This is a genomic window from Microbacterium tenebrionis, assembly GCF_020682665.1.
In the GTDB taxonomy this organism is placed as follows: domain Bacteria; phylum Actinomycetota; class Actinomycetes; order Actinomycetales; family Microbacteriaceae; genus Microbacterium; species Microbacterium tenebrionis.
This window is the reverse complement of sequence record NZ_JAGTTM010000001.1, coordinates 868,674-895,131: the sequence shown is the minus strand read 5'-3', so window position 1 is coordinate 895,131 and position 26,458 is coordinate 868,674. Positions and strand designations below refer to the sequence as shown.

Here is a 26,458-nt window from a genome sequence, read left to right as displayed (position 1 = left end):
ACGTCCTGGGGCTTGACCGTCTATTACACGCTCGGATGCCGAACTTGACACGACACAGGCCCAGATCCGGTCTCGTCAGTCGAGGCGTACGAACGCGTCCTGGATCGCCACGGCAGCTGCGCCGCGGGCCCAGCCGGTGAATCCGCTGTCATCAATGTGCAGGCGGACCTCCGAGGAGCGGGGGTCGCGGGACTCAATGACGGCGGCGCGCACCGTATGCTCTGACACGTCGAACAGTCGCATCCCCTCGCCCGCCAACACGACATCGGAGTAGAGGGTGAGGTTCGCCGCGAGGGCGATGAGGCGACCGAGCGCCTGCGCGCTGGAGTGGATGATGGCGGATGCGGCGCGGTCGCCGCCTTGGGCGAGATCCAGTACCTCGTCGTAGGTCACGGGACGACCGAGTGCCATCGCGGCCTGGGCGGCAATGGACCCAGATGTGAGCATCGCCTGTGAGCACCCGCGATGCCCTTCCTGGCAGATGGGACCGTGTGGGTCGAGGGGGATGTGTCCGCCGAGGCCGATCCCGGAATCAGGTGTCCGCACGACGGTGCCGCCCGCGACCAGTCCGTAGCCCACGCCGGCGCCGATGGTGATCACGGCGAACCCGTCGAGGCCTCTGCCCGCTCCGAACCAGCGCTCAGCTTCCGTGAGTGCGACCAGATCGTTCTCGACGCGCACGGGCAGGCCGGTCGCCTCCTCGAGTATGGCGCCGAACGGCACGTCGGTCCACTCGAGGAAGGACGCCCACTCCACGGTGGTGCCGTCGGTGATTCCGCCGAGGCTCACGCCGATGCCCACCGGGGGAGGGGTCGAGCCCGAGACCCGCTCGACGGCGGTCTTCACCGCGTCGAGCACATCTGCGGGCTCGTGAGAGTCGAGTGCGACGACGTGCTCGCCGATCAGACGGGCGCGGACGTCGGTCAGCACGGCGTAGACATGCTCGCCGGTGATCTTCACGCCGACGAAACTGCCGAGATCGGAGGAGATCTCCAGCGGCCGGGACGGTCGTCCGACGCCTTCGGCGACGTCGTCGAGTTCGATCAGGATCCCGCGGTCGACGAACGGCCGGGTCAGGCGGGTGAGGCTCGCGGGCGAGAGTCCGAGGCGGGTGGCCAGGGTCGCGCGGGAGATGGGCCCGTGGATCAGGACGGTCTTTGCGACCGCTGCCTCGCTCTCCGATAGCACTGGAACCCCCTCGTTTCTTTCATCATGGCATATATGAACGCGCGTGGACCGGTCAACCAGGCTCTTGACCGCCTAATTAATTCCGTGATAGAAACAATCCGTGCATTCCAATGACGTGATCCTCGAACCGTCGGCCCCGCTGGACGCTCGCGACGCCGACGTCCTGCACCTGCGTGCCGGAGGAACCAGCGTCGTGGTGTCGACGGTCTCGCCGCCGTCGATCGTGCACTGGGGTGAGGACCTGGGCGACGCCGAGCCGGCGACTCTGCGCGGCCTCGCACTGGCGGCGGTGCCGCAGCGCGTCTCCGGCGGTCTCGACATCACGCCCGTGCTCTCGGTTCTGCCGACCCCGGCCCACGGGTGGCTCGGCACCCCCGGAATCGAGGGACATCGCGACGGCAACGGCGTGAGCATCCGCTGGGCGGTTTCGGCCGTCAACGCCACGACCGATTCCGCTCGTATCTCGCTGACCGACGACGAAGGGCGGCTCGCCGCGACCCTCGAGCTGCGCGTCGGCCACGGGGGACTGTTCCATCAGCGCGTCACCCTGCGCAACAGCGGCGCGAGCCCGTACACGGTGCAGCGGCTCACCGCGGCGTTCCCGCTGCCGTGGGATGCGACCGAGATCCTCGACACCACCGGGCGTCACCTGCGCGAACGCTCGCCGCAGCGCCATGACTTCACATTCGGCAGCTACAGCCGCGACAGTCGGCGCGGACGTCCCGGCGCCGATGCCACCCTGCTGCTGTGCGCGGGACGCCCGGGGTTCGGGTTCGAGACCGGGCGCGTGCACGGCATCCATGTCGCCTGGAGCGGCAACCACACCCTGCTGGCAGAGCGCATGGTCACCGGTGAGGCGTTCCTCGCCGGTGGTGAGCTCTACGGCTCGGGGGAGATCACGATCGAGCCCGGCTCGGCAGTGACCACACCGTGGATCATCGGGTCGTGGGGCGACGGCCTCAATCAACTCTCCTGGCGGTTCCACGACGAGCTGCGGGCCCGCCCGCAGCATCCGCAGCGGCCGCGTCCCGTCACCCTCAACACCTGGGAGGCCGTGTACTTCGATCACGATCTCACCAGGCTGACCGACCTGGCGGATGCCGCGTCGGAGGTCGGGATCGAGCGTTTCGTGCTCGACGACGGTTGGTTCCGCGGGCGCCGCGACGACACCTCGGGCCTCGGCGACTGGCATGTCGACGAGACGGTGTGGCCCGAGGGGCTGCACCCGCTCGTCGACCACGTGCGGGCGCGCGGCATGGAGTTCGGCCTCTGGGTGGAGCCCGAGATGGTCAACCCCGACAGTGACGTGGCGCGCGAGCATCCGGACTGGATCCTGCGCACGCGGGTGGGACTGCCGCCGTCGGCTCGACAGCAGCAGGTTCTGAACCTCGCGCACCCCGACGCGTACGCGTACATCGCCGCCCGCCTGCACGCGCTGCTGGACGAGTATCCGATCGCGTACCTCAAGTGGGATCATAACCGCGACCTCGTCGATGCCGGACGGGGCCCGGGTTCCGGCGCGCTCGTGCACGAGCACACGCTCGCGGCCTATCGTCTGTTCGACGAGCTCAAGGCGCAGCATCCCGGTCTCGAGATCGAGAGCTGCGCATCGGGAGGTGCGCGCGTCGACCTCGGCATCCTCGAGCGCACGGACCGCATCTGGACGAGCGATTGCCTCGATCCGCTCGAGCGGCTGTCGATCCAGCGGTACACCGGTCTGCTGCTGCCGCCGGAGCTCATGGGGGCGCACATCACGAGCGAGACGGTGCATTCGACCGGCCGCGTGACCGACCTCGACCTCAGCGCGGCCATCGCCCTACTCGGACACTTCGGCATCGAACGCGACATCTCCGTCGCCGATGCCGACGACCGCACGCGCATCGCCGCCTGGGTCGCTTTCGCCAAGCGCATCCGGCCCCTCGTGGCCACGGGGCACGTCGTGCACGTCGACGGAACGGATGACGGCATCGACGTGCGAGGGATCGTGGCCGCCGACGCGTCCGACGCCGTCTTCACGATCACGCAGGAGGCCACCTCGGTCGCCTATCCCGCCGGCCGTGTGCGGTTCCCGGGTCTCGACCCCGACCGCACCTACCGCGTCTCGATCGTCGCTCCCGCCGGAGCACGCCCCGACGCAGGACAGTCCGAGCTTCCGTGGGCGCAGCAGGGAGTCGCGCTCACCGGACGCCAGCTCGCCGTGGCCGGCATCCGTCCCCCCGTCCAGTACCCCGGTCGAGCGACCGTGGTCGAGATCACCACCCACACCTGACCCGGGCCGGTCTCGACCGGCTCGCACTCGCGCAAGGAGGCGCAGCACATGAAGATCATCCATCCGCTCCGAGGTGTCGCCGCGGCAGTCGCCGTGGTCGCCCTCGCCGGAGCCCTGGGAGGGTGCGCGTCGAGCGCGGACTCCGAGGTCACGACACTGGACTTCTTCCAGTTCAAAGGTGAGGCGCTCGAGGATTTCGACGAGATCATCGCCGAGTTCGAGGCGGAGAACCCCGACATCCGGGTGGTACAGAACCAGGTCGCCGATTCGGAGACGCTGATCCGCACTCTGCTCGTGAAGGACCGCACACCCGACGTGATCACGCTGAACGGCAACGGCAACTTCGGCGACCTCGCCGAAGCCGGGGTCTTCTACGACTTCTCGGAGGAGCCTGTTCTCGACACGATCAACCCCGGCGTGCAGGAGATCCTCGCGCAGCTCGGCAACGCCGACGGAGAGGTGAACAGCCTCGGCTACGTCAACAACGCCAACGGCATCATCTACAACCGAGCGATCTTCGAGGAGCAGGGGCTCGAGGTTCCCGAGACCTGGGACGAGCTGATCGCTCTCTGCGACACGCTCGTCGAACGGGGCATCACCCCGTTCTCGACATCGCTCGCCGAGAACTGGACCGCGATGCCGTCTTGGAACGGCATCGGCGCGTACTACAGCCAGGACGGATTCTTCGACGAGATGCGCTCCGAGGGAGACTCGGTCGGACCGGATTCGCCCGTGTCGTTCGAGAGCGACTTCCCCGAGGCGATGGAGCGTCAGGCGCAACTATTCCAGTACTCCCAGGACGGGTACCGCGGAGCCTCCTACGACGACAGCACCTCCCTGTTCGCGCAGGGCGGCGCAGCGATGATGCTCCAGGGCATCTGGGCGCTCAGCCCCGTGAAGGCCGTCAACCCCGACATCGACGCGGCGATCTTCCCGTACCCGGTGCCCGAGGATCCCGCCGATCGCATGCTGGTGTCGGGAGTCGACGTCGCCGTCACCATGGCCCGCGACACCCCTCACCGCGAGGAGGCCCTGCGCTTCATCGAGTTCCTCTTCCAGCCCGAGATCATCGAGCGCTTCGCCGCCTCGCAGACCATGGTCCCCTCGGTCGTCGACGCCGAGCTGAGCGATGACCCTGCCCTGCAGTCGATCGCTCCGTACTTCGACGACGGACAGATCACCGGATTCATCGACCACCAGGTGCCCGCTGCGATCCCGCTCGTCGGCGTCGTGCAGCAGTTCCTCTACGACGAAGACGCGGATGCCGCTCTTCGCGCCCTCGACAACGAGTGGCGCAAGGTCGCCGCCCGCACGATCACCCCCGAGGAGGACTGAGATGGCCATTCTCACGACATCCACCGTGAAGACGGAGCAGGCCACGGCCGATGCGGTGCCGTCGCGGCCGCGCCGCAAGCTCGCACCCCGCGCGTTCTACTGGTTCGTCTGGCCGGCAGTCATCGCATTCGCGCTGTTCCACACTCTGCCGGTCACCATCGGCATCTTCTTCAGCTTCACGAACTATGCCGGGTACGGCACGTGGGACTTCGTCGGCATCGCGAACTACATCAACATCTTCCGAGATGACCGGGTGCTCAGGGCGTACGGCTTCTCGTTCCTGTTCGCGATCGTGGCCACGGTGATCACCAACGCGATCTCGCTGGCGATCGCGATGGGGCTCAATGCGAAGATCAAGGCCCGCAACTTCTGGCGCGGCGTCTACTTCGTGCCCTACATCCTCGCGGTGCTGGTGGTCGGGTACGTCTTCCAGTTCCTCTTCTCGAATTCGCTGCCGAAGATCCTCTCCGGCATCCCGCTGTTCCGAGACAACATCCTGACGAGCCCCGAGTGGGCGTGGACTGCCGTGGTCGCGCTCGCGGTCTGGCAGGCCTGCGCGTTCTCGATCATCATCTATCTCGCGGGGCTGCAGACCATCCCGGCGGACATCTACGAAGCCGCCTCGATCGACGGAGCGACCGCCGCCCGGCAGTTCCGCTCCATCACCTTCCCACTGATCAGCGCCTTCTTCACGATCAACGTCGTGCTGAGTCTGAAGGGCTTCCTGCAGGTGTTCGACCCGATCATCGCCCTCACCAACGGAGGCCCCGGCACCAGCACCGAATCGGTGACGATGCTCATCTTCCGCGGCGGATTCTCAGGCGGCGAGTTCGCCTACCAGACAGCCAACGCCGTGATCTTCTTCATCGTGATCACGATCGTCTCACTCCTCCAATTCCGGGTCCTTCAGCGCAGAGAGGCCGACTTCTGATGTCCAGTTCCGTCACCACACCGATCGAAGAGGCGCCGGCCACCCGCGCGCTCGTCGTGCCCCGCAAGCGCCGCCTCGGCGCCCCGAGCGGCGGTGATGACTCCGACACCCGACGCACCAACTGGTGGGCCACCGCGCTCATCGCGGTCTGCTCGCTCACCGTCATCGTGCCGCTGTACCTCGCGGTCGCCGTCGCGCTGAAGACGCCGGACCAGCTCGCATCCGGCACAGGATTCGAGCTCCCGTGGCCGATCAACTGGGGCAACTTCGCGGTCGCGTGGGAGCGCACCGACTTCCCGCAGGCGTTGTTGAACACGGCGATCATCACGGTGGGCTCGGTCGTCTTCACCTTGCTGACCAGCTCGCTCGTGGCCTACGCCCTCGCACGCAACCTGCACCGGCCGTTCTTCAAGGGCGTGTTCTACTACCTGCTGGCCGCCCTCTTCATCCCGTTCCCGATCATCATGCTCCCGCTGGTAAAGCAGACCGCCCTGCTCGGTCTCGACACCCCCGCGGGCATGATCATCCTCTATACGATCTACGGGCTGAGCCTCAACATCTTCATCTACACCGCCTTCATCCGCTCGATCCCGATCGAGCTCGAAGAGGCGGCGCGGATGGACGGGGCCTCCACCTTCCGGGTGTTCCGGCAGATCATCTTCCCGCTGCTCATGCCGATGAACGCAACGGTCGGCATCCTGACCTGCGTCTGGGCCTGGAACGACTTCATCATGCCTCTCGTGGTGCTGACGTCGCCGTCGGATCGCACGCTGTCGCTCGCGCAGTACGTGTTCCAGGGGCAGTACAACACCGACTACACCGTGGCATTCGCGTCGTATCTGATGGCGATGGCGCCCTTGCTCATCGTGTACATCTTCTCGCAGCGCTGGGTCATCTCCGGCGTGATGCGCGGATCCATCAAGTAGCAGCGCAGAAGCCGGCTTCCCACCACCTTCCCGGCGGTGGGGAGCCGGTCTGTCTCTGCGTCGAACCCATCCGAGATGGAATCGCGGTTCCCGTCCTTGAATACGATTCCGAGCCATCGAAGGCGATGGTTTGTAGCGCATTTCTGGTTAGTAGATGGTCGCGCGGGCGGGGCGTAATCTACCGCAAGCTTGCTCCGTTTCAACTCTTGGAGCCGGTCAGAGCTAGGGTGCCGCCAAGGCCGATCATCATCACGCCGCCTGTAGCGGACATTCGGGAAAGACACCTAGGCGATTTCGCGAACCAGGCCCGAGCGGTGCCGGCTGCAAGCGCCCAAATGCTATCGCAGGAGAACGCGATCAGCTGGAACGCGACTCTGAGCAAGAAGAGCTGCGACCAGACGGGGCCAGCTTCGAGCGCGACGAATTGCGGAAGGACCGCCACGAAGAACGCGATCGTCTTCGGATTTGTTACGCCCACAATGAGTCCTTGGCTCACGAGTGTAGTGGGTGCGGCATCTTTGCCAGCTCGCGCCGGGCAGGTTCGCGGCGATCGCTTCGACGAGCCCTGCGTGGGCGTCGCTGGTGACGAGGCGGACGCCGGACAGGCCGCGGGCAACGAGGTCGGCGAAGAAGCTGTTCCAAGCCGCCCCGGTCTCGCTGGTCGCGACGCGGAGTCCGAGGACCTCGCGGTGGCCGTCCGCGTTGACGCCAGTTGCGACGAGGACGACCGCGTTGATGACCCGGCCGCCCTCGCGGACCTTCATCGTGAGCGCGTCGGCGGCGACGAAAGTGAACGGTCCGGCGTCGCCCAGGGGCCGGTGGCGGAACTGTTCGACGTGCTCGTCGAGATCTGCGGCCATCCGGGAGACCTGCGACTTCGACAGCGAGTGGATCCCGAGAGTCTTGACGAGCTTGTCCATCCGGCGGGTCGAGACTCCGGCGAGGCAGCAGTCCGCGATCACGTTGATCATCGCGGCCTCGGACCTCTTGCGGCGCTCCATCAACCAGGTGATGAGGCGCAAATCTGACTGAAAATCGTGAGGTCACGGGATCGACGCCCGTCGGAGCCACAAGGATGACCGCTACAGTCATCCCAGAAACCCTCCCGTAGCTTCTACATCGCGGGGGTTTTGCTTTGCCCCGGGCATGATGGACTCATGACCGACGACGTCGCGGAAGCACTCCTCGCTGGCCCCCGCGGCCGCAGGCTCTGTCTCGAGTATGCGCGCACGGTCTCGTCCGACGTCAGCGAGGTCCTGTTCTGGCTCGCGCATCGAGCCGACCGGAATCCCGGCACACTGATCACGATCGGCACCGGCGACGGTGATGAATCCGAATACGAGGAGCCCGACCCGTCGACGGCTGACCTCGTCGCGCAGCTCGAGCCCGTCGGCAGCGCGCCCGTCGATGAAGCGGCCGTGCAAGCCGCCCTGCGCGTATCCGTCGACACCGCGATGTACTGGCAGGAACCCGACGGCACCGACGTGGTCGCATGCCAGCCCGAGCTCGTCGCTGCGTTGCGCCCGATCGCCGAAATGATCGCGGCATCCGATTCCGCTCGCAGCTGGGATGCGCCCCGCAGGACCGAGCAATGGGCCGTCGACTGGCGCTCTCCTGATGACGCCGCACCGCTCCCGACGCCACATACGGTCCTCGCCACATGGTCGGATCAACGCCGCACCGAAGAGACCGAGGCGCACAGCGAGCGGCCGGCGGATCCGCGCGCGATGTGGACGGGCACCTGGTGGTCCGTCCCGGTGTTCACCCTGGCGACTCGCGGCACCATCGTGGGCGCCCTCGATCTCGTCGAGGACTCCCTCGGATGGGAGGAGGCCACCCTCATCCCCGTTCGCGGCGCCGGTCGGACGCTCGAGATCCGATCCCCGGAGCACTGGGTTGATCTGTGCCGCGCGTACCCGCTGGAGGTGACCGCATCCGCCCGCCACGACTGGTACCGCGTGACGGGACGCGCCGGCCGCTGGCTCATCCCCGACTGGTCGCGTGTGGCTCACGAATGGGATGCCGTGCACCTGAGCACGCTCGCGTACCTGCGCAGCGCGACCGCGCTGATCGAGATCGACGACGAGTACGCCTCCGTCATCGGCGGATGGGCGCCGGACTCCACCATCTGGCTCACCGACGTCGCCCGTGAATGGGACGGCCCCCGCCAGCACTGGGTTCGACCCGACAACGCCGACGAGTGGTCCCGAGTCGGCACGCAGGACGCGTGAACCTTGCACGACCGTGCCACGTGTGATCGTCTATCGACATGACCAGCACCACCGACGACTGGACCCGACTCTGCAACCTGTTGGACGACGACCCCGAGTTCGCCCCGGCGGTTCTCGACGCCGTCGAGGCGGGAGACGACCCCTGGGACGCCCTGATCGACGCCCTCGATGACGCCGGCGCCCTCGCCTACCTCGACCGGAGCGACACCGGCGTCGAACTCGCCGATGCCCTCGCCGGGCTCCCCCGTGTGTTCCGCGCCGATGTCGACCTCGACCCGGTCGGGGACGTCGACGACCTGGATGCCGCGATCGCCAAGGCCGACCAGCTCCTCGCCTCTCACCTCCTCCACCTCGTCCACATCGAGGACCCGGAGGACGAGGACGCGCATCCGCTCGTCGCCGTCTCGACCGCGAACGTCGACGAGATCGGCACCCTGATCGCGAAGCTCACCACCTGATTCCCGGCATCCCCGGACGGATGCCCGCACCGCCGCCACGACTCGAGACAATGGAGACATGGCCACCGAACGACGATCGCGCCTGCTCGACTCGATGCGCCGGGTGATCCGCACCGACCCCGCCCAAGTCGCGCTCACCGAGGCATACACGGTCATGAACGAGACCGTCGTCGTGAAGATCCTCGACCTCGCCCTGCGGATCGGCGAGGCCATGTTCGCCACAGGTGCGTCCGCGCACGATGTGACCTTCGCGATCATCCGCGTCGCCAAGGTGTACGGGCTCTCCGGCGTCCACGTCGACGTGAACTTCAACGCCATCAGCGTCTCGTACCACCGCGGCGAGGAGGACTGGCCGACCACGATGATCCGCGTCGTCCGTGCGGCATCCCCCGACCACGCCAAGCTGCAGCGATTGCAGGCGCTCGTCGTCGACATCACGGACGGCATGGACCTGGATGAGGCCCGCCTGGCTTTTCGCGTCATCCGCCGCACGCCGTTCCTCTACCGGCCGATCGTCGTCATCATCGCCCGCGCGCTGCTCGCGGTCGGCGTCGCGATCCTCTACGACGCATCCCCACTGATCATCCTGCTGAGCTTCGTCGCCGCCCTCGGCGCCGCGTTCACGCAGGCGGGCCTCGCACGCCTGCAGGTGCCGCTGTTCTTCAGCCAGATCGCCGGTGGATTCGTCATCACCGCCGTCACGACCGTGGTCTCCGCGCTCGGCGCCGCGGGCATCCCGCTGTTCACGGACGTGCAGCCGTCGATCATCGTGGCATCCGGAATCGTCCTCATGCTCTCCGGCCTCACCGTGGTCGGCGCCGCGCAGGACGCCATCGACGGATTCGCGCTGACCGCGGGCGGCCGCATCCTCGACCTCACGATGCAGACGCTCGGCGTCGTGCTCGGCATTCTCATCGGACTCGAACTCGCGCGCCTCGTCGGCGTGAGCATCCCTCTCCCGACCGACGCGATCCCGTTCGGATCGATGCTGGCCCAGATCGCCGGTGCCATCATCATCGCCGTCGCCGTCGCCCTCTTCAACGGTGCGGGCCTGCGCATCATCCTCGTCAGCGCCGTGCTCAGCACGATCGCGATCGTCGCCTACAGCCTCACGCTCACGCTCGGCGTGCACGCGGGTGCGGCGAGCGCGATCGGCGCGCTGCTGGCGAGCTTCATCGGCATCCTCACCGCCCGCGGCGTGCACGTGCCCTCCGTGGCCGTCACGACGGCCGCGATCGTCCCCCTCGTGCCGGGCACCGCGGTCTTCCGCGGCCTGCTCGGCGTCGTCGACTCCGACGGCACGGCCGAAGGGATGCTGGACGGCGTCGCCCCGCTCGTACTCGCCGGCTCCATCGGCATCGGACTCGCGGCCGGAGCGTCCCTGGGCCTCTACCTCGGCACCCCACTGCGCGCCACGCTCGCCGGAGTCTCGAAGTCGCGCGCCCGCCTGCGGCGCTGAGGCCGCGCTGCGGATCGCAGGGTCGCAGGGTCGCATGCTGCTGCCATGGACGCCGTGTGGCAGCCGTTCGCGACCCCTCCCTGCGCACGCCGAGCCATCGCACAAGGGCAGGGGTCGCATATGGTCGCCACCCGCGCCACGTGGCAGCCGCTTGAGGCCCCTCACGGCGCACGCCGAGCCATCACGCAAGGGCAGGGGTCGCATGTGGTCGCCATCGGCGCCACAAGACAGCCGTTAGCGACCCTTTCGTGAAGTGCGACTCCTCGTCGGCCAGGTGACCGGGCTACGCGCGCCAGGCCGGCGGATGCGGCAGCGGGCCGCGCCGCTCCTCCAAGGTCGCGGCGAGCGCGATGATCGCCGCCTCCCCACCCGGGCGCCCGATCAGCTGCACGCTCACCGGGTGTCCTGCGGCATCCACCGTCACCGGCACGACGATCGCGGGGAGGCCGGCGACGTTCACGAAGCTCGAGTACGGCGCGTACCGCACCTGCTGCGAGAAGTTCCGCGCGGCATCCGACGCATCGAACCAGCCGATCGGCTGCGGCGGCAGCGCGAGCGCCGGAGTGAGCACCGCATCGAAAGGCGCGAACGCCGAGATCGTGTCGCGCTCGAACACCGCCGCCGCGGCGAGCGCGTCGAGCACCTGCACACCGGTGAGCCGGCGCCCCTCCCGCACGAGCCAGGCCGTGATCGGTTCGACGAGGTCGAGCTCGGCGTCGGTGAGGGCCATGCGTGCGGCGCTCGTGCGCCAGAGCGTCATGAACAGCTCGGCGTAGCCGTGCGGGCGCCAGTCGAAGGCGTCGACGGCGGTGCCGGCATCCGTGAGCAGTGCGGCCGCGACCTCTACGGCGCGCGCGGCATCCGGGTCGAGTCGGATGTCGTCGGCGTCGTCCCACGGCGAGACGGTCGTGACTCCCACGCGGGCGGAAGCCGTGCCCGCACCCGGCCGCGCCGCATCGAGAAAAGGCCCCGCCCCCGGCGCCGCGGTTGCGTACGGATGCGCGCGACCGCTGACCTGCACATCGAGCAGCAGCGCGGCGTCCGCGACCGTCCGCGCGATGGGCCCCGCGACGGAGAGTCCGCCCGGGCTGTCCTGCCCCGACGCGAAGGGCACGCGCCCGCGCGAGGGCTTGATTCCGACAACGCCGACGGTCGCCGCGGGGATGCGAATCGACCCGCCGCCATCGGATGCCGGGGCGAGAGGCAGGAGCCCTGCCGCCACCGCGGTCGCCGCTCCGCCGCTCGATCCGCCGGCCCCGTGCGCGGTGTTCCACGGGTCGCGCGCGGGCGGGCCGATCTGCGTCTCGGTGTAGCCGGTGAGCCCGAACTCCGGCGTGTTCGTCTTGCCCAGGCTCACACCTCCGGCCTCGTCGAGCACAGCGGCCTGATCCGCGGTGGCATCCGGGATGTGCTCGCGATGCAGACGCGACCCGAACCGCGTCGGCACACCGGCGCGGGGCACCAAGTCCTTGTCGGCGAACGGCAGGCCCCACAGTGCACCCTCCGGTTCCCGGCCGCCGAGCGACGCAGCGCGGGCGAGCGCAGCATCCGCCGTCACCTCGACGAACGCCCCGAGCTCACCGTCGAGCCGTGCGATCCGGTCGAGGTAGTGCTTCGCGAGGTCGACCGGGCCGATCTCGCCGGCGCGAAGTGCGGCGAGCTGGTCGGTCGCGGTCAGGTCGTGCAGTTCGGACATGGTTCGACCCTAAGGCCGCTGTCTATGCGGAGCGGCGCCCACACTCGCCCGCATAACTCCGGAGATTCTGCGTCGGCGCACTACGCGGCCCGCGGAATCGCGCGGGCCGCGACAGCGGAACGGGAAAGTTCTCCGGATTTGTTCGGACGCGACACGCAGCGGACGCGCTGCCGCGCGCGCGGCCTACGCCCGACGGAGCTGAACTGCCGCCGGGCAGTCGAACGGGTCGCCAGCGGCGAGTCCCACCCGGTTCAGGTACTCGATCACGATTCCATAGGAGCGGATCAGCGAGGTCTCCGTGTACGGCACGTCGTTCGCCGCGCAGTAGTCGCGGACGACGCCGCGGGCCTGGGACAGGTGCAGGCGAGGCATGCTCGGGAAGAGGTGGTGCTCGACCTGGTAGTTCAGGCCGCCCATGAGCCAGGTCGCCCACCAACCGCCGGAGATGTTGCGCGAGGTGCGCACCTGCTTCGTGAAGAAGTCCAGCCGCGCTCCGGGCTCGATGATCGGCATGCCCTTGTGGTTCGGGGCGAACGATGCGCCCATGTACACGCCGAACACGGCCATCTGCACACCCACGAAGGCGAAGGCCATCCCCAGCGGCAGCAGCAGGAAGATCGGGGTCAGCAGCAGGGCGAAGCGCAGCGCGATGATGCCGAGCTCGATCCAGCGGCCCTTGACCTTCCTCTCGGTGAGGAGGTACTTGATGCTCAAGTAGTGCAAGTTGAGGCCCTCGAGCATGAGCAGCGGGAAGAACAGCCAGCCCTGCTTCCGGGTGATCAGCCGGATGAGCCCCCGCGACTTCGCAGCATCCTCCTCGAGGAACGAGATCGTGTCGACCTCGATGTCGGGGTCGCGGCCCACCATGTTCGGGTTGCCGTGATGCTTGGTGTGCTTGGAGTCCCACCAGGAATAGCTCATGCCGATGGAACCCGCGAGAATCCGCGCGAGGCGGAAGTTCGCCGGCCCCGACGATAAGATCTGGCGGTGCGCTGCCTCGTGGGCGAGAAAGGCGATCTGCGTGAAGATGATGCCGAGAGCCCCGGCGATGAGCAGCTGGTACCAGCTGTCGCCGAAGAGGATGAATCCGGTGATCGCGCCACCGAGGGCGAGCGCGATGCCGACGGCGACGAAGCTGTAGAAGCGGGGCGCGCGCTGCAGCAGCCCCATCTCGCGGACGACCTGCGAGACGTTCTGATACGCCTTCGCCATCGGAGGGAAGTCGGCGTTGCCTGCGTAAGTCTGACGTACGCGGCCAAGAGTGCTTGTGGTCTGTTCGACCTGTGCAATGGAGATGTTGCTCTCCTGTCGATCGGAGCCCTTGAGCTGTGAAGCCAAGGGCAGCTGCCGATCGCTTCGTCCCAGGCTAACCCGGGCCGTATACGAGACCACGTATACATCGGGGATGTTCAGGGGATGGTCAGCCGCGCACCTTGCCCAGGTGTCTGCGCACGGTCTGCACGAACGAACGCGTACGCCGCTGCGTCGATCCTTCGAGCGCGCGGCGCGCGTCGGCGAGGGTCGCGAACGATCCGAGCTCGGTGCCGTGGTTGTCACGGACGACGTGTCCTTCGACGTCGAGCTCGACGAATCCGGCGTATTCGCCGGCTCGCGTCGCGACGTGAACGTCTTCGTCGGCCTGCTTCCAGGTCAGGGGTACTGGTGGATGGGTGGTGATGGTGTTGCTCATGGTGTTGCTCATTGCTTGGTTCACACATTGCTGTGCGGACGCGCACGAAGCGCATCCAGAATTTCTGGAGATCGAGAGCGGATGCCGCGCGCGTCGGTGTGCGCGGTCCTTGGATGGGCCCTGATCAGTGGCATCGTGCGCGCCGAAATCGCGGCGAATCATTCACGTTGCACTACCTATTGTAGCAGTGACGGCGACAACGGCTCCAGAATCAGCTCGACGCCGCTGCGACGACCTCCTCGTCCGGCTCACCGACAGCGACTACCACTGCATCGGCCTCGCGCAGCGCGTCCCGGATGATCCACCGCGGGTCGTACTGCCGGGGATCGAGCGCCTGCCAGTCCGCCCGTACGAGAGCGACCCCGGCGTCGTCGATCGTGCGCGTGCGCGCCTCCGACGCCGCCAGCGTCAGGCGTCGAACGGCCGCGGAGAATCGCTGCGCATACTCCGGCAGGCGGTGCGGGCCGATGATCGCGGCGACGCATCGACCGGTCGTGCCACCAGGTCACGGCGAGCGCGGCAGCGAACAGCAGAGCCATCGGCACGGCCACGAGAAACATCGATGACGATGCCGAGGATGATGAGAGCGTGCCAGCCGGTGAGGTTCTGGAGCATGATGAGGTCCTTTCGAAGAGGTCGCGATGGTCAGGATCCGGGCCGGTCGCCGGGGCCTCCGCCGCTCGGCGCGGAGCCGGCCGACGGTGTCGTGGTGGTGTCGATCCGCACCTGGAGGGTGGCGGTGTAGCCGCTGGCGGCATCCCCTGTCATGGTCGCCAGCTGCAGCGCGCCGCTGTCAGCGCCGAAGACGTTGTCGCTGGCGAGCGTGATCCCGGCGAGGTTCTGCACGGACGAGCTGTACCTCGAGTCGGTGTAGACGGCGTTGCAGGTCTCTTCCGGCAAGGCGATCTGGGAGGTCGCGATGGCGTTCGCGGAGTCGCTGATCGACGCGGCATCCGGGTACACCTCGAAGTGGATGTGCGGCCACCGGCCCGAGTAGCAGCCGGGGAAGATCGACGTGAACGAGACCATCCCGTCGGCATCCGCGACCTGCACACCGCGCAGGTACGTGACGTCCTCGAGGCCGGAGGAGTACATCGAGTACTCGCCGTCGGCCGTGCAGTGCCAGGCGTAGACCGCTGCCCCTTCGAAGGGCGTGTCGCCGTTCGCCATGTCGAGGACCTCGAGGCGGAACGTGAGCGGCACGCCGCCTGCTGTCGCCGATCCGTCGATCGACGAGCGGATGTCCTGACGCACGATCCCGGACTCCTCGAGGACGTCGGGCCCGTTGGACCCGTCGCCCGGGTACGGACCGGCAGCCTCGTCGGGGATCTCGCCCTCTGCCGTCACACTCGTGGAGCCGTCGGTGGTGTTCAAGCTCTCGGACGAGCCGGACGAGTCGCTCGATCCCGAGGTCGAGGTCGAGTCGGATCCCCTGTTCGTGCTCGCCGCCGGCGCACAGGCTGCGAGCACGGCCGCGCCGACGCCGAGTGCGGCGATGCCGATGATGCCGCGGCGGGTCATGAGCGTGCCGATGTCGAAGGGCGCGCCCTGGTCGACGACCTCTTCGTCCGGGCGGTCGAGGAGCCGGCCCTCGTAGGCGGGGCCCTCGGGGGCGGTCTCGGGTTCGGGAACGCGGTTCATGTCGGGGCCCTTCGGTCGTGTCCGGTTTCGTTGATGACCCAGAGTGACCGTCCGACCCGAGCGCGGACTATGCCCCTTCCATGCGGGACCTATTGATCGACTATTCGTTCCTATGCTCAAATCAGAGCTCGCCGGGACGCATGGCCTCGGCATCGATCGCGCGGATGATGCGCTGCGCGGCCGTGTCGGCCTTCGGCGCCCGCTCCCGGCGGCGATCGCGGCGCGGTGCGTACACGAACAGGGAGTGGAAGAGGAAGCGCGCGAAGAAGGCGACGACGAGCGAGATCGCGGTCGCCAGCACGCTCGAGATGTGCCACGTCTCGACCATCAGCACCATGATCGGGATGCGCAGCGCGGCCTCGACGTTGTTGAACGTGAAGGATGCCGCGAACCGCGCCCACACGCCGCGGGCGTCGGTGCGCATGTCGCCGAACACGAACCGCTCCTGCAGCAGGAAGTTGCCGATGATCGTGGTCTCGGCGCCGATGATCGCCGCCCACACGTACGGCATGCCCGCTACCGTGAGCAGCCACATGATGCCGAGGTTCGCGAGCGCTCCGATCGCCCCGATGACCGCGAACAGCGACATCTTGCCGAACCGCAGCCGGGCGAGGTGGGCGATGAACGTCGCCCCCTGCCGCAACGACGCCTTCGACGTTCCGCTGCGCCGCTCCGAGAACTCCATCGGCACCTCGGCGACGCGCACGTCGGTGCGGGCGAGGATCTCGAGCAGGATCTTGAACCCCTGCGGGCGGAGCACTGCGACGTCCAGGTGCGTCCGGTCGACGAGGAAGAACCCGGTCATCGGATCGGTCGCGTTCGCAAGGCGACGGGGGAACATCGCCTTGGACAGCCAGGTCGATGCCCGCGAGACGCCGAACCGCAGCGTCGTGCCGAGCCCGGTGGAGTCGCCGCCGCCGACGTAGCGCGACGCCGCGACGACATCCGCATCACCCTGCGCGAAGCGGTCGAGCATGGCCGGGATGAGTTCAGGGGGATGCTGCAGGTCGCCGTCCATGACGACGCAGACGTCTCCGTGCGCCTCGGCGATACCGAGCACCACGGCGCCCCCGAGCCCGCCGGTGTTCGCGCTTCGGTGGATCACGCGCACCGGAATCGACGCCGTGGAGCCCACCCGCTCGACCTCGGCGGCGGTGTCGTCGGTGCTGTCGTCCACGAACAGGATCTCGGCGTCGCGCCCGACGAGCGCCGCAGCCGTGCGCTCGACGAGTTCTTCGACGTTGCCCCGCTCGTTGAAGGTGGGGACGATGACGGTGATGGCGATGCCCACGCGCGTCCCCTTCCGTGCTCGCTGGACGACGGCATCCATCGTCCCATGTCCTGCTATGGGACATGCACGGAGTCCACAGGCGCTACGAGGGCGGAGCCTGCACCCCGAGGAAGCTGCGCGCGGCCTTCGCATATCCTGGATGCATGACTGAAACCGCTCGGGACACGATCACGATGTTCGGCGCCGACTGGTGCCGCGACTGCATCCGCACCAAGAAGCAGCTCGACGAGCTCGGCATCGAGTACACCTACGTCGACCTCGTCGCGGACCCCACCGCCGCGGACGTCGCGAAGGAGATCTCGGGGCGCACGAACATCCCCGTCGTCGTCTACCCGGACGCCACGCACCACGTCGAGCCGTCGAACGACGACGTCGCCGCGAAGCTCCGCGAGCTCTCGCTGATCTGACGCTCCGGACGCTTCGGCAGGCTCAGCGGCCGGTGCCGATCCCGGAGCCTGCCGAAGGGGCAAGAACCGCGCCGATACAGTGGCGCGATGAGCACCGACGCCCGACCCGGACGAGCATCCATCCGCCTTTCGGCGCGCACGATCGCCACCTACGCGATCGGTTCGCTCAGCACCGGCGGCCACGCGACGCTGCCCGGGCTCGTCCTGACCTATTTCCTCATGGCGCTCAGCATCCTGCCGCTCTCGCACTATCGGCTGCGCCGCACCGACATCGAGCGCGCCGAGGTCGGACCGCCCCCAGGAGCACCGGCATAGGCTGGAGTTCCCGCACGAAGGAGACGCCGATGACGACTGCTGCCACCGCGACCGCGACGACCGACCTCGATGACGAACAGCGCGAGCGACTCGACGGGGCGATCGACGCCCTCGAGGCTGGTTCGCGGACGTGGTCTGCGCTGGATGTCGGGCAGCGGGCCACGCTCCTGCGCGCGGTGCGCACCGCGGTGGCGTCATCCGCCGAGGAGTGGGCGCACACGGCGGCCGCATCCAAGGGTCTGAACGGCAGCCATCCCCTCCGCGGCGAGGAGTGGCTGTCGGGCCCGTACAGCGTCCTGGGAGCCCTCGACGCGTACGCCGAGACGCTCTCGCGCCTGGCCTCGGGTCGCAACCCGCTCGAGGGCATCCGCATCGATCGCGCCCCCGGCGGACGCGCCCGCGTGCACGCGTTCCCGCTGACGGGGCTCGACAAGGTGCTGCTGTCAGGGTTCAGCGGCGAGGTGTGGCTCGAGCCGGGGACGACGCCGCGCATCGCGCGTGCGACGGCCGGACTCGCGCAGCGCACCCCTGCCGAACCGGGCGGGGTCGGCCTCGTTCTCGGTGCCGGAAACGTGACCTCGATCCCGGTGCTCGACGTGCTCTACGAGCTGCTCGCGTACAACCGCACCGTGCTGCTGAAGGTCAATCCCACGCAGGACGCCCTCGTTCCCGTCTTCGAGCACGCGTTCGCGGCGCTCATCGAACCCGGGTTCCTGCGCATCGTCCGCGGCGGCGGCGATGTCGGCGCCTATCTCACCGGGCACAAGAGCATCGCCCACGTGCACATCACCGGGTCGGCCGCGACGTTCGATGCGATCACGTGGGGTGCGCCCGGCAGCGCGACCACTCGTCGGCGCCGCGAGAACCGGCCTCTGCTGAAGAAGCCCATCACGGCCGAGCTCGGCGGGGTCTCGCCCATCATCGTCGTCCCCGGCGAGTGGACCGACGCCGACCTGACGTTCCAGGCAGAGCACATCGCCACGATGCGACTGCAGAACAGCGGGCACAACTGCATCGCCGGGCAGGTCGTGATCATGTCGTCCGAGTGGGCTCAGGCAGACGCGTTCCGCGCGGCGCTGCGGCGCGCCTATGCGAAGGCTCCGGAGCGTCCCATCTGGTACCCGCATTCTGACGGACGGATGCAGCAGGCGAACGACGACTACCCCGACGCTCTCGTGCTCGGCGACCGCCTGCTCGTCGAGCTCGGGGCGGATGACGACGCCACCGCGCTCGAGACCACCGAGTACTTCGCGCCGGTGCTCGGCGTCGTCGCTCTCCCCGGAACGGGCCAGGACTTCCTGGATGCCGCTGTCGCGCACGCGAACGACAGGCTCCAGGGCACCCTCGGGGCAAACCTTCTGATCGATCCGGCCACGCAGCGCTCCCTCGGCGCCGGATTCGACCGTGCGATCACGGCGCTGCGCTACGGTTCGATCGCGATCAACGCCTGGACCGCCTTCGGGTTCATCACGCCGACGCTCACCTGGGGCGCATACCCCGGCAACACGCTGCAGGACGTCGGCAGCGGCATCGGCGTCGTCCACAACGCACTGCTGCTCGACCGCGTCGAGCGTACGGTGCTGCGCGGACCGTTCCGCCCTTTCCCGCGGTCGCTTCCCGGCGCAGGCGGCGGCGGGCGGTTCACGATCCTGCCGAAGCCGCCGTGGTTCGTGACCGCGCGCACGGGTGCCGTCGTCAGCGAGGGCCTCACGCGCTTCCGTGCGAACGGCGGCGCGATCGGGCTCGTCAAGACGCTGCTGCAGGCGCTGCGCGCCTGATCTCAGTCGTCGGCGAAGAGGTCGGTCGCGTCGCGGAGAGCCTGTTGGATGCCCGGTTCGGATGCCGCGTGCCCGGCGTCGTCCACCACGACGAACTCGGCCTCCGGCCACGCCCGATGCAGATCCCACGCGGTCATCATCGGTGTGCAGATGTCGTAGCGGCCCTGGACGATGACGGCGGGGATGTGCCGGATGGCCTCCACGCCTGCGATGAGCTGACCCTCGGTCCACCAGCCGCGGTTGACGAAGAAGTGGTTCTCGATGCGCGCGAAGGCCACGGCGGTGGCGTCCTCGGTCATCCGCTCGATGGTGTCCTCGTCGGGGAGGAGCGTGATCGTCGAACCCTCCCACTTCGACCAGGCGCGGGCCGCCGGCACGTGCACCGCCGGGTCCGGGTCGAACAGGCGCCGGTGGTACGCGTCGATCAGGCGGTTGCGCTCGAGCACGGGGATCGGCTCGATGAACCCCTCCCAGAGGTCGGGGAACAGCGCCCCGGCGCCGCCCTCGTAGAACCACTCCAGCTCTTCGCGGCGCAGCGTGAAGATGCCCCGGAGCACGAGTTCGGTGACGGCGCCCGGGTGGGCCTGCGCGTAGGCGAGCGCGAGCGCGCTGCCCCACGACCCGCCGAAGACCTGCCAGGCCTCGATGCCCAGGTTCTTGCGCAGCAGTTCGATGTCGGCGATGAGGTGCGCCGTCGTGTTGAAGCGCAGGTCGGCGTCGGGCGCGCTCGCGTGCGGAGTGCTGCGTCCGCAGCCGCGCTGGTCGAACAGCACGATCCGGTACTTCTCGGGGTCGAAGAACCGGCGGTGCCACGGTGCGGTGCCGCCGCCGGGCCCGCCATGCAGGAACACGACCGGCTTGCCCTCCGGGTTGCCGCTGACCTCCCAGGAGATGCGCTGCCCGTCACCGACGAGCAGCATTCCGCTGTCGTGCGGTTCGATCGGCGGATACAGTGCATCCGTGTTCATGTTCGTCCCCCGTGGATAACGCTCGCGTCGCGCTCGACGCCTCATTCACCGTACCGTGAACGGCCCGTCGCCCGCGGGACCACGGCGATGGGAGGGGTTCCGGGGTCAGAGGTCTGCGCCGTCGACCGAGAAGGTGTCGCAGCTGCCCAACCCGTTCTGGTAGCCGTTCGCGAACCAGTACTGCCGCTGCTCGCTCGAGCCGTGCGTCCAGGATTCGGGGTTGTTGAAGCCGGCCTGCTCCTGGATGTGGTCGTCACCGACGGCGAACGCGGCGTTCAAGGCATCCTTGAGCTGCGCATCGGTGGGCGTCTCGAGGTACGCGACACCGTTCTCGTCGGTGAGGGAGGCGGCATCGGCCAGCCAGGCCCCGGCGTAGCAGTCGGCCTGCAGCTCGGTGCGGACGCTGTTGCTGTCGGGCCCCGAGCCGTTGTTCGGGTGATCCTGCATGATCCCGGTGATGTTCTGGATGTGGTGGCCCCACTCGTGCCCGACGATGTAGAGCTGCGCGAGCTCGCCGGCTGACGCATCGAACTGCTGCCGCATGATCTGGAAGAAGTCGGGGTCGATGTAGACGCCCTGCTCGGGCGGGCAGTAGAACGGGCCGACCGAGTTGGATGCCGTGCCGCACTGCGTCGTCGTCTGCCCTTCGAACACGTAGAGCTGCGGCGGGATGTACCCGTCGACGTGCTGCGCCCAGTAGTCGTCGAGAAGCACCTGGGCGCCCGCCATCCGGCAGTCGTCCTGCGTGTTGGCGTCCTCGCCGGTCTGACATTCGGCGAGGGTGCTCGTACCGCCCGATGCCGGCTGCTGCTCGCCTCCGGGCGCCCCGCCGACGAGACCGGTGAGGTCGGGACCGCCGAGCATGGCGACCACGAGCGCCACGAGGCCGAGCACGCCGACACCGCCGCCGGCGATCGCGGCGGTGCGGCCGGGGCGACGAGTGTGGTTTCCAGAGATGTCGGCGTCAGGGTTGAACGTCATAGGATGAGGGTACCCCCGCGCCAGCGGCCGACGTAGGCTCATACCCATGGCGACCACGATCACGATCACGGGTGCGGGCGGGCAGATCGGATACGCGCTGCTGTTCCGCATCGCCGCGGGCGACATGCTCGGACAGGACGAGAAGGTGCGGCTGCGACTGCTCGAGATCCCGCAGGGCCTGAAAGCCGCCGAAGGGGCGGCGCTCGAGCTCCAGGACTGCGCGTTCGACCTGCTCGAGAGCGTCGAGGTGACCGATGACGCAGCAACCGGGTTCGACAGCTGCAACCTCGCCCTGCTCGTCGGCGCCCGCCCGCGCGGCCCCGGCATGGAGCGCGCGGACCTCCTCGCCGCCAACGCCGGGATCTTCGGCCCGCAGGGGGCCGCGATCGCCGGATCCGCGGCATCCGACGTGCGCGTGACCGTGGTGGGCAACCCCGCCAACACGAACGCGCTGATCGCCGCGGCATCCGCCGACGGCATCCCGCCGGAGCGCTTCACCGCGCTCACCCGCCTCGACGAGAACCGGGCCCGCGCGCAGCTCGCCGCCGCACTGGATGCTCCGGTGTCAGCCATCCGGCGCGTGCCGATCTGGGGCAACCACTCGGCCACGCAGTTCCCCGACGTGACGCATGCGACGGTCGACGGCCGCCCCGTGCTCGAGGCTCTCGCCGAGCGCGTCGACGACGTCGAGGCATGGCTGGAGCAGACCTTCATCCCCCGGGTCGCGAAGCGCGGTGCGGAGATCATCGAGGTGCGCGGGTCGTCGTCCGTGGCATCCGCCGCGAACGCGACCATCGAGCACACGCGCGACTGGGTGCACGGCACGGACGACTGGACGAGCGCCGGTGTCGTCTCGAACGGCGAGTACGGTGTGCCCGCCGGCCTCGTCTCCTCGTTCCCGGTGCGCTCGGTCGACGGCCGCTGGCAGATCGTCGAGGGGCTGGAGCTGAGCGCATGGGCCCGCGGGCGGATCGACGCGTCCGTCGCGGAGCTGGTCGCCGAGCGCGACGCGGTGCGCGCGCTCGGCGTGCTGTGATGTCACCGGGGCAGGGCAGAATGGATGCCGGAGGTTCGGGGATGAACGACGTGAACGAGACGACGGATGCCGCGCTGACGAGCCCGCTGCACCTGCCGCACGCGGCCGCCGAGTGTCCGAAGTGCCTGGCGAACCTCGACCACGACTGGTGGTCGGCCCGCCCGGAGGGCGCGCGCCTGGTGGGGCTCGTCGTAGCCCGCGACGGGATGCCGTCGGTCACCGAGCAGCGCGAGGACCTCACGCGCTTCGGGGTGCCGATCGAGGGGTTCCGGCATCCGGCGCCCGACATCCTGGAGTCGTGGGAGGACCGCGTCCGGCGCCTGCTCGACACCCTGCAGCGCGGAGACGTGCTCGTCGTCGCGAACGTGCACGCTCTCGGGCGCGACCGCGACGAGGAGACCCGCACCGCCGCGGCTCTGCGCAGCCGCGGGATCATGGTCAAGGTGCTCGGGCATCAGGCTCGGCACCTCGCCGACGCCGCGCGCTGACGCTCGCGGCTCAGTCGTCCGCGTCGCTCTGATTCCGCAGCGCCTCGTCGTCGAGGAGCGGCAGGTCGGCACGGGTGACGACCTGCGAGGTGACGGCGTACTCGACGAGGCGAGCGCGACGGTTGGTGGCGAGCTTTCCCGGCCCGCCGCGCAGCCCCTGCACGCCCATGCGGTCGAGCTTGTCGCAGACGTTGTCGAGCTTGCGGTTGAACTTGCTCATGCTCCAGCCGAGACGCTTGGCTGCGTGGCTCGACGACGGCAGCTCATTCATGCTGACTCCCTCCCGGCGCAGCATGGGTTCGGCGAGGGCGACGATCAGCTGCTTCTGCATGGTGGTGAAGCTCACGGGCATCACCGTAGTCTCGCCGCTCATCGACGCCTCGACCTGACTGGAGACCTCGTAGGGCGCCTCTTCGGTGTGCAGACTGAGCTCGTAGGTGACAGGCCCTGCCGTGAACACGATGACGTTGCGCTCGAACACGAGCGGCATGCGGGCACCGGGCGACAGCCACGACTGCACGGCACCGCCTGCGCTGGAGACCGTCGCGGCCAGACGCACCCCGACGTTGGCCAGCCACCACAGGCCGTCATGATGCTGAAGCTCGAGGAAGTGCCGGTGCAGGTACGGGTTGTCGTCGATCTCGAGGTCGCCCTCGCGGCCGATGATGAACGGCTGGTCCGAGGGCAGCTCGTGCCACTCCCCCGCGAACTCGAGACGCAATGGCGCAGCGCCGTTCACGCCTTTCGCCTGGGCACCCCCTTCAACCGTCGCGGCAGGCTTCAGCTCAGTCACGTATCGAACCCCCTCGGCGAACATCTTGCCATGCGAAGGGCCGAATGCGCGCCAGACCCGGTTCGAGCGCAGGAGGGCGGCGGCCGTCAGTCGAACGTCGGCCGGAGCTCCTCGCGGAACACCTTGCGGTTCCGCGGGGTCATCTTCCACCGCGTCTCATCGGTGTCCTCGAACGTCACGTTGTACTTCCCGTTCGTGCGGTCGAGCTGCACGAGCACCTGCACGGGCAACGCGTCGCCGTCCTTGAAGTAGCTTCCCATGTACGCGTCCACTGCCGGCTTGACCGCCCAGGCGTCCGCAGCCACCGCGGAGATCGTGCCGTCCGGGGAGTAGAGGTAGCCGTGCGCCTCGTTGAACGCCCCGTCGGGGAACTCGAGGATCATCGCCAAGGATGCCCAGCCCTCCCGGTCGATGTCCGGTCCATCCATGTGGTCCACCAGGGCGTGGAGAAGATCGGCGGTCACGTTCTCTGACACGAGATTCCTTTCGACGAGGTTCAGCGCTGGTTGATGCGGTGGAATATCTCGCCGGTGATGTTATCGAAGGACGGGCTGCGCGTCTCGAGAATCTCGCCGGTCGAAGGATCCGACACCACGTACGCCACCTGAAACCTATCAGGCCGCACGGCGCCCGGAGGGTCGATGGCGATGCGGTAGTCGACCCGGCAGCCCTCCGCCGCCCAGTCAGCCCACTCGTTCTCCATCTTCTTCCAGGCCCCACGATTGAGGTTCGCGGCCTGCGGCACGATTCCCTCGTCGGGCGTGTCTCCGTAGAAGCGATGACCCCCTAGATGACCGCCGTCATCGCCGTCCCGACCGAGCTGCCCGATCGCCGTCGCGTTGTCGCCGCGGTCACTGCTGCCGAAGTCGTCGAGGATGGTGCCGTTCTCCTGCACCGGCCGCCGGTTCTCCGGATCGAAGTGCGTCGTCTTCGAGTTCCTGCCTCGCGTCGTGTCGATGCTGTCGAAGTTGTCCGTGTCGCGCACCTTCTTCACGACACTGTCGAGGTGCTCGTTGATCCGGTCGGTGAGCTGGGCGAGCCTGAGATTGAGGTCGCCACCGGCGTCGTCAACCGAGTTCTTCACCTTGCGCATGACCTCGCGTGCGGCCTTGCTCATCAGTCGTCTCCTCCGAAGTCGAGGGCGGAGAACTCCGTGAAGAAGTTCGATGTCAGCGTCGAGATGTCGGTGCCGTGAAGCTTCATGTCCGTCTGCGCATCCTCAAGGGCCTGCAGGTCAGCGTAGAACTCATCGGTGTCGCCGACCGCGCTCTCTGTCATCGGCGCGTCCAGGATCGCGTCGATGACCGCAGGCAGATGCTCGGACATCGGCTCGATCACCATCGGCGCGAGCTGTTCGATCAGCTGCTCCACCACGATGTCCACCGCGGCGTTCAGGAGCTTCTTCTTGATGAGCAGCATAGGGCCGGCACCCACGGCGGTGATCGGGTTCGTCAGCATCCCCACCAGGGCGATCATCGTCGTCGTGACGTCGAAGATCACCTTCATCTTCAACCCGAGGATCACTTCCGCGCCCACATCCATCGCCGTCGCCGCGGGCGGCATGATGTCGATCAGCTTCTGCAGGTTCTGCGAACGATTGGTGTTCCAGGCGCTCAGTGTCGCGGGTCCGGTCTGTCCTCGCATCGCGACGCCCAGGTCGCCGTTCATCTTCCGATCGACCGCCTGGACGACCGATTCCAGATCGGTCCCGAGATCGCGGACCAGCGTCGCGCCTTTGCGAACCTCGTCCTCATCGATGTCCGGCCAGTCGAATCCCAGCTTCTCCATCACCCAGATCAGCTCATTCGGCAACATCATTCCCACGGTGGCACCCCCTCCTGCAGACGACTGTAAGCAACGATCATCGAGATCACGATGGGTACTGCTTCCCGGGTGGATCTGCCCGGATGCTTCAGTCGCGCCCCGGGTAGTCGATCTTCACGCTGACGAAGCGCGAGTCCGGGATCTCCTCGATCTCGATTGTGGCGCCGTCCAGGGCACCTGATCTCATCCCGAATCGGGTCTCGAGGTCGCCCTGGCCGAGTCCGCTCAGGTCGCTCGCCTCGCTCGCCGGCGCGAGGAAGCGCATGTCGCCGCCCTGCCGGCCGTACTTGTCGGGGCTGTCCTGCCCGATGGCATCCTCGTAGAGTTCCTCGACGAGCTGACCGGGCACCTTCTTCGGCACGCCCTTGACCTCGTCGACGATGTCTCCAGGGATGTCGCGGATGCTCTTGCCCACGGACCGGCCGAGGTCCTGCATGAGGTTGTAGTCCGGCTTGGCGTGACGGGGCACATGTCCGTGCGTCTCGATGCCTCGGGAGACGTCCGTGAGGATGTCGTACTTCTTCGCGTGCGATGTCGGCTTCTCGGCACGATGCGTGGGCACCCTGTCGGCCCCGTCGCGATGCGTGGGCACCCTGTCGGCCCCGTCGCGATCGGTCCGCCGCACGCGATCTGCATCGGCACGGTGCCGGCCGCCGCGCTTGCGGAAAGCGCCGGAGAATCCGGTCTTGAACTCGCGCCCTGCTCCGTCGACGGCATCGACGAGGTCCTTCATCAGCTTCTTCAGTTGCACGG

27 protein-coding genes and 1 pseudogene are annotated in these 26,458 nt (G+C 68.2%); 12 read left to right on the top strand and 16 right to left on the bottom strand.

Annotated elements, in window-relative coordinates; genetic code table 11:
- Window positions 1-75: 75 nt before the first annotated feature.
- Window positions 76-1,188 (bottom strand): ROK family transcriptional regulator, encoded by a 1,113-nt coding sequence (locus tag KEC56_RS04475; protein ID WP_227529982.1) that lies wholly within the window; start codon window positions 1,186-1,188, stop codon window positions 76-78.
- A 100-nt stretch (window positions 1,189-1,288) separates the two neighbouring features.
- On the opposite strand from KEC56_RS04475, the gene KEC56_RS04470 reads away from it, so the two are divergent.
- The 4 genes from KEC56_RS04470 to KEC56_RS04455 are packed head-to-tail and all read left to right on the top strand — an operon-like array spanning window position 1,289 to window position 6,649.
- Complete coding sequence (locus KEC56_RS04470) at window positions 1,289-3,457, top strand: alpha-galactosidase (protein WP_227529981.1); 2,169 nt, start codon at window positions 1,289-1,291, stop codon at window positions 3,455-3,457.
- Window positions 3,458-3,505: 48 nt separating this feature from the next.
- Window positions 3,506-4,792, top strand: coding sequence for an ABC transporter substrate-binding protein (locus KEC56_RS04465; RefSeq protein ID WP_227529980.1), 1,287 nt, complete (start codon window positions 3,506-3,508; stop codon window positions 4,790-4,792).
- 1 nt (window position 4,793) lies between these two features.
- Window positions 4,794-5,723 (top strand): carbohydrate ABC transporter permease, encoded by a 930-nt coding sequence (locus tag KEC56_RS04460; protein ID WP_227529979.1) that lies wholly within the window; start codon window positions 4,794-4,796, stop codon window positions 5,721-5,723.
- Window positions 5,723-6,649: a carbohydrate ABC transporter permease gene (locus KEC56_RS04455; protein ID WP_227529978.1), complete on the top strand. Its 927-nt coding sequence runs from the start codon at window positions 5,723-5,725 to the stop codon at window positions 6,647-6,649. Before KEC56_RS04460 ends, KEC56_RS04455 begins: the two co-directional genes overlap by 1 nt.
- A gap of 199 nt (window positions 6,650-6,848) precedes the next feature.
- On the opposite strand, the gene KEC56_RS04450 is transcribed toward KEC56_RS04455, so the two are convergent.
- Together KEC56_RS04450 and KEC56_RS04445 are read right to left on the bottom strand one after the other, a co-directional pair.
- Window positions 6,849-7,127, bottom strand: a complete 279-nt coding sequence (locus KEC56_RS04450) for a LysE family translocator (protein ID WP_308012997.1) — start codon at window positions 7,125-7,127, stop codon at window positions 6,849-6,851.
- 22 nt (window positions 7,128-7,149) lie between these two features.
- Window positions 7,150-7,656: pseudogene (locus KEC56_RS04445) on the bottom strand (IS256 family transposase); the annotation flags it as partial.
- A gap of 150 nt (window positions 7,657-7,806) precedes the next feature.
- Here KEC56_RS04445 and KEC56_RS04440 point away from each other — a divergent pair.
- From KEC56_RS04440 to KEC56_RS04430, 3 genes are read left to right on the top strand one after another with little or no spacing between them, the layout of a single operon-like run.
- Window positions 7,807-8,880, top strand: a complete 1,074-nt coding sequence (locus KEC56_RS04440; protein ID WP_227529977.1) for a hypothetical protein — start codon at window positions 7,807-7,809, stop codon at window positions 8,878-8,880.
- 38 nt (window positions 8,881-8,918) lie between these two features.
- Window positions 8,919-9,338, top strand: a complete 420-nt coding sequence (locus KEC56_RS04435) for a DUF6630 family protein (protein WP_227529976.1) — start codon at window positions 8,919-8,921, stop codon at window positions 9,336-9,338.
- Between the two features lie 58 nt (window positions 9,339-9,396).
- The gene (locus KEC56_RS04430) at window positions 9,397-10,797 is read left to right on the top strand and encodes a threonine/serine exporter family protein (protein WP_227529975.1); all 1,401 of its coding nucleotides are present in this window, start codon (window positions 9,397-9,399) and stop codon (window positions 10,795-10,797) included.
- A 283-nt stretch (window positions 10,798-11,080) separates the two neighbouring features.
- Here the strand turns inward: KEC56_RS04430 and KEC56_RS04425 are convergent, their stop codons facing one another.
- The 6 genes from KEC56_RS04425 to KEC56_RS04400 form a co-directional block, all read right to left on the bottom strand.
- Window positions 11,081-12,493 (bottom strand): amidase, encoded by a 1,413-nt coding sequence (locus tag KEC56_RS04425; protein WP_227529974.1) that lies wholly within the window; start codon window positions 12,491-12,493, stop codon window positions 11,081-11,083.
- Window positions 12,494-12,676: 183 nt separating this feature from the next.
- Complete coding sequence (locus tag KEC56_RS04420; RefSeq protein ID WP_227529973.1) at window positions 12,677-13,705, bottom strand: fatty acid desaturase family protein; 1,029 nt, start codon at window positions 13,703-13,705, stop codon at window positions 12,677-12,679.
- Between the two features lie 208 nt (window positions 13,706-13,913).
- The gene (locus KEC56_RS04415) at window positions 13,914-14,183 is read right to left on the bottom strand and encodes a hypothetical protein (RefSeq protein ID WP_227529972.1); all 270 of its coding nucleotides are present in this window, start codon (window positions 14,181-14,183) and stop codon (window positions 13,914-13,916) included.
- Window positions 14,184-14,591: 408 nt separating this feature from the next.
- Complete coding sequence (locus KEC56_RS04410) at window positions 14,592-14,798, bottom strand: hypothetical protein (RefSeq protein WP_227529971.1); 207 nt, start codon at window positions 14,796-14,798, stop codon at window positions 14,592-14,594.
- 30 nt (window positions 14,799-14,828) lie between these two features.
- On the bottom strand, window positions 14,829-15,824 hold the full coding sequence (locus KEC56_RS04405; protein WP_227529970.1) for an intradiol ring-cleavage dioxygenase: 996 nt from the start codon (window positions 15,822-15,824) through the stop codon (window positions 14,829-14,831).
- Between the two features lie 121 nt (window positions 15,825-15,945).
- The gene (locus tag KEC56_RS04400) at window positions 15,946-17,109 is read right to left on the bottom strand and encodes a glycosyltransferase (protein WP_372456240.1); all 1,164 of its coding nucleotides are present in this window, start codon (window positions 17,107-17,109) and stop codon (window positions 15,946-15,948) included.
- 149 nt (window positions 17,110-17,258) lie between these two features.
- Here KEC56_RS04400 and KEC56_RS04395 point away from each other — a divergent pair, with 149 nt between their 5' ends.
- The 3 genes from KEC56_RS04395 (at window position 17,259) to KEC56_RS04385 (ending at window position 19,615) form a co-directional block, all read left to right on the top strand.
- Window positions 17,259-17,522, top strand: coding sequence for a glutaredoxin family protein (locus KEC56_RS04395; protein WP_227529968.1), 264 nt, complete (start codon window positions 17,259-17,261; stop codon window positions 17,520-17,522).
- A gap of 87 nt (window positions 17,523-17,609) precedes the next feature.
- A complete protein-coding gene (locus KEC56_RS04390) occupies window positions 17,610-17,837 on the top strand; it encodes a hypothetical protein (RefSeq protein WP_227529967.1) in 228 nt (75 codons plus the stop codon).
- A gap of 29 nt (window positions 17,838-17,866) precedes the next feature.
- Window positions 17,867-19,615 (top strand): aldehyde dehydrogenase family protein, encoded by a 1,749-nt coding sequence (locus tag KEC56_RS04385; protein ID WP_227529966.1) that lies wholly within the window; start codon window positions 17,867-17,869, stop codon window positions 19,613-19,615.
- A gap of 2 nt (window positions 19,616-19,617) precedes the next feature.
- Here the strand turns inward: KEC56_RS04385 and pip are convergent, their stop codons facing one another.
- Together pip and ypfJ are read right to left on the bottom strand one after the other, a co-directional pair.
- Window positions 19,618-20,583 carry a prolyl aminopeptidase gene (pip, locus tag KEC56_RS04380; protein WP_227529965.1) on the bottom strand — a complete coding sequence of 322 codons (966 nt, stop codon included), beginning with the start codon at window positions 20,581-20,583 and terminating at the stop codon, window positions 19,618-19,620.
- A gap of 105 nt (window positions 20,584-20,688) precedes the next feature.
- Window positions 20,689-21,564 (bottom strand): KPN_02809 family neutral zinc metallopeptidase, encoded by an 876-nt coding sequence (gene ypfJ, locus KEC56_RS04375; protein WP_227529964.1) that lies wholly within the window; start codon window positions 21,562-21,564, stop codon window positions 20,689-20,691.
- 46 nt (window positions 21,565-21,610) lie between these two features.
- Between ypfJ and KEC56_RS04370 the strand changes: the two genes are divergently transcribed.
- Window positions 21,611-22,600 (top strand): malate dehydrogenase, encoded by a 990-nt coding sequence (locus KEC56_RS04370; protein WP_227529963.1) that lies wholly within the window; start codon window positions 21,611-21,613, stop codon window positions 22,598-22,600.
- Window positions 22,601-22,641: 41 nt separating this feature from the next.
- A complete protein-coding gene (locus KEC56_RS04365; protein ID WP_227529962.1) occupies window positions 22,642-23,088 on the top strand; it encodes a recombinase family protein in 447 nt (148 codons plus the stop codon).
- Between the two features lie 10 nt (window positions 23,089-23,098).
- Here KEC56_RS04365 and KEC56_RS04360 read toward each other — a convergent pair whose 3' ends face one another.
- The 5 genes from KEC56_RS04360 to KEC56_RS04340 form a co-directional block, all read right to left on the bottom strand.
- Window positions 23,099-23,809 carry an FHA domain-containing protein gene (locus KEC56_RS04360; protein ID WP_227530137.1) on the bottom strand — a complete coding sequence of 237 codons (711 nt, stop codon included), beginning with the start codon at window positions 23,807-23,809 and terminating at the stop codon, window positions 23,099-23,101.
- 158 nt (window positions 23,810-23,967) lie between these two features.
- The gene (locus KEC56_RS04355; RefSeq protein ID WP_175986801.1) at window positions 23,968-24,357 is read right to left on the bottom strand and encodes a hypothetical protein; all 390 of its coding nucleotides are present in this window, start codon (window positions 24,355-24,357) and stop codon (window positions 23,968-23,970) included.
- 20 nt (window positions 24,358-24,377) lie between these two features.
- Complete coding sequence (locus KEC56_RS04350; protein WP_227529961.1) at window positions 24,378-24,998, bottom strand: DNA/RNA non-specific endonuclease; 621 nt, start codon at window positions 24,996-24,998, stop codon at window positions 24,378-24,380.
- A complete protein-coding gene (locus KEC56_RS04345; RefSeq protein WP_227529960.1) occupies window positions 24,998-25,696 on the bottom strand; it encodes a WXG100-like domain-containing protein in 699 nt (232 codons plus the stop codon). The genes KEC56_RS04350 and KEC56_RS04345 overlap by 1 nt, the downstream gene beginning before the upstream one ends.
- Window positions 25,697-25,793: 97 nt before the next feature.
- The gene (locus KEC56_RS04340; RefSeq protein ID WP_227529959.1) at window positions 25,794-26,456 is read right to left on the bottom strand and encodes a hypothetical protein; all 663 of its coding nucleotides are present in this window, start codon (window positions 26,454-26,456) and stop codon (window positions 25,794-25,796) included.
- Between the last annotated feature and the right edge of the window lie 2 nt (window positions 26,457-26,458).

Excerpts from the sequence above, each read along its gene's own strand:
- KEC56_RS04465 (WP_227529980.1), top strand. The coding sequence starts at position 3,506 with ATGAAGATCATCCATCCGCTCCGAGGTGTCGCCGCGGCAGTCGCCGTG.
- KEC56_RS04460 (WP_227529979.1), top strand. The coding sequence starts at position 4,794 with ATGGCCATTCTCACGACATCCACCGTGAAGACGGAGCAGGCCACGGCC.
- KEC56_RS04455 (WP_227529978.1), top strand. The coding sequence starts at position 5,723 with ATGTCCAGTTCCGTCACCACACCGATCGAAGAGGCGCCGGCCACCCGC.
- KEC56_RS04440 (WP_227529977.1), top strand. The coding sequence starts at position 7,807 with ATGACCGACGACGTCGCGGAAGCACTCCTCGCTGGCCCCCGCGGCCGC.
- KEC56_RS04435 (WP_227529976.1), top strand. The coding sequence starts at position 8,919 with ATGACCAGCACCACCGACGACTGGACCCGACTCTGCAACCTGTTGGAC.
- KEC56_RS04430 (WP_227529975.1), top strand. The coding sequence starts at position 9,397 with ATGGCCACCGAACGACGATCGCGCCTGCTCGACTCGATGCGCCGGGTG.
- KEC56_RS04425 (WP_227529974.1), bottom strand. The coding sequence starts at position 12,493 with ATGTCCGAACTGCACGACCTGACCGCGACCGACCAGCTCGCCGCACTT.
- KEC56_RS04420 (WP_227529973.1), bottom strand. The coding sequence starts at position 13,705 with ATGGCGAAGGCGTATCAGAACGTCTCGCAGGTCGTCCGCGAGATGGGG.
- KEC56_RS04415 (WP_227529972.1), bottom strand. The coding sequence starts at position 14,183 with ATGAGCAACACCATCACCACCCATCCACCAGTACCCCTGACCTGGAAG.
- KEC56_RS04410 (WP_227529971.1), bottom strand. The coding sequence starts at position 14,798 with ATGCTCCAGAACCTCACCGGCTGGCACGCTCTCATCATCCTCGGCATC.
- KEC56_RS04405 (WP_227529970.1), bottom strand. The coding sequence starts at position 15,824 with ATGAACCGCGTTCCCGAACCCGAGACCGCCCCCGAGGGCCCCGCCTAC.
- KEC56_RS04395 (WP_227529968.1), top strand. The coding sequence starts at position 17,259 with ATGACTGAAACCGCTCGGGACACGATCACGATGTTCGGCGCCGACTGG.
- KEC56_RS04390 (WP_227529967.1), top strand. The coding sequence starts at position 17,610 with ATGAGCACCGACGCCCGACCCGGACGAGCATCCATCCGCCTTTCGGCG.
- KEC56_RS04385 (WP_227529966.1), top strand. The coding sequence starts at position 17,867 with ATGACGACTGCTGCCACCGCGACCGCGACGACCGACCTCGATGACGAA.
- pip (WP_227529965.1), bottom strand. The coding sequence starts at position 20,583 with ATGAACACGGATGCACTGTATCCGCCGATCGAACCGCACGACAGCGGA.
- ypfJ (WP_227529964.1), bottom strand. The coding sequence starts at position 21,564 with ATGACGTTCAACCCTGACGCCGACATCTCTGGAAACCACACTCGTCGC.
- KEC56_RS04370 (WP_227529963.1), top strand. The coding sequence starts at position 21,611 with ATGGCGACCACGATCACGATCACGGGTGCGGGCGGGCAGATCGGATAC.
- KEC56_RS04365 (WP_227529962.1), top strand. The coding sequence starts at position 22,642 with ATGAACGACGTGAACGAGACGACGGATGCCGCGCTGACGAGCCCGCTG.
- KEC56_RS04350 (WP_227529961.1), bottom strand. The coding sequence starts at position 24,998 with ATGAGCAAGGCCGCACGCGAGGTCATGCGCAAGGTGAAGAACTCGGTT.
- KEC56_RS04345 (WP_227529960.1), bottom strand. The coding sequence starts at position 25,696 with ATGTTGCCGAATGAGCTGATCTGGGTGATGGAGAAGCTGGGATTCGAC.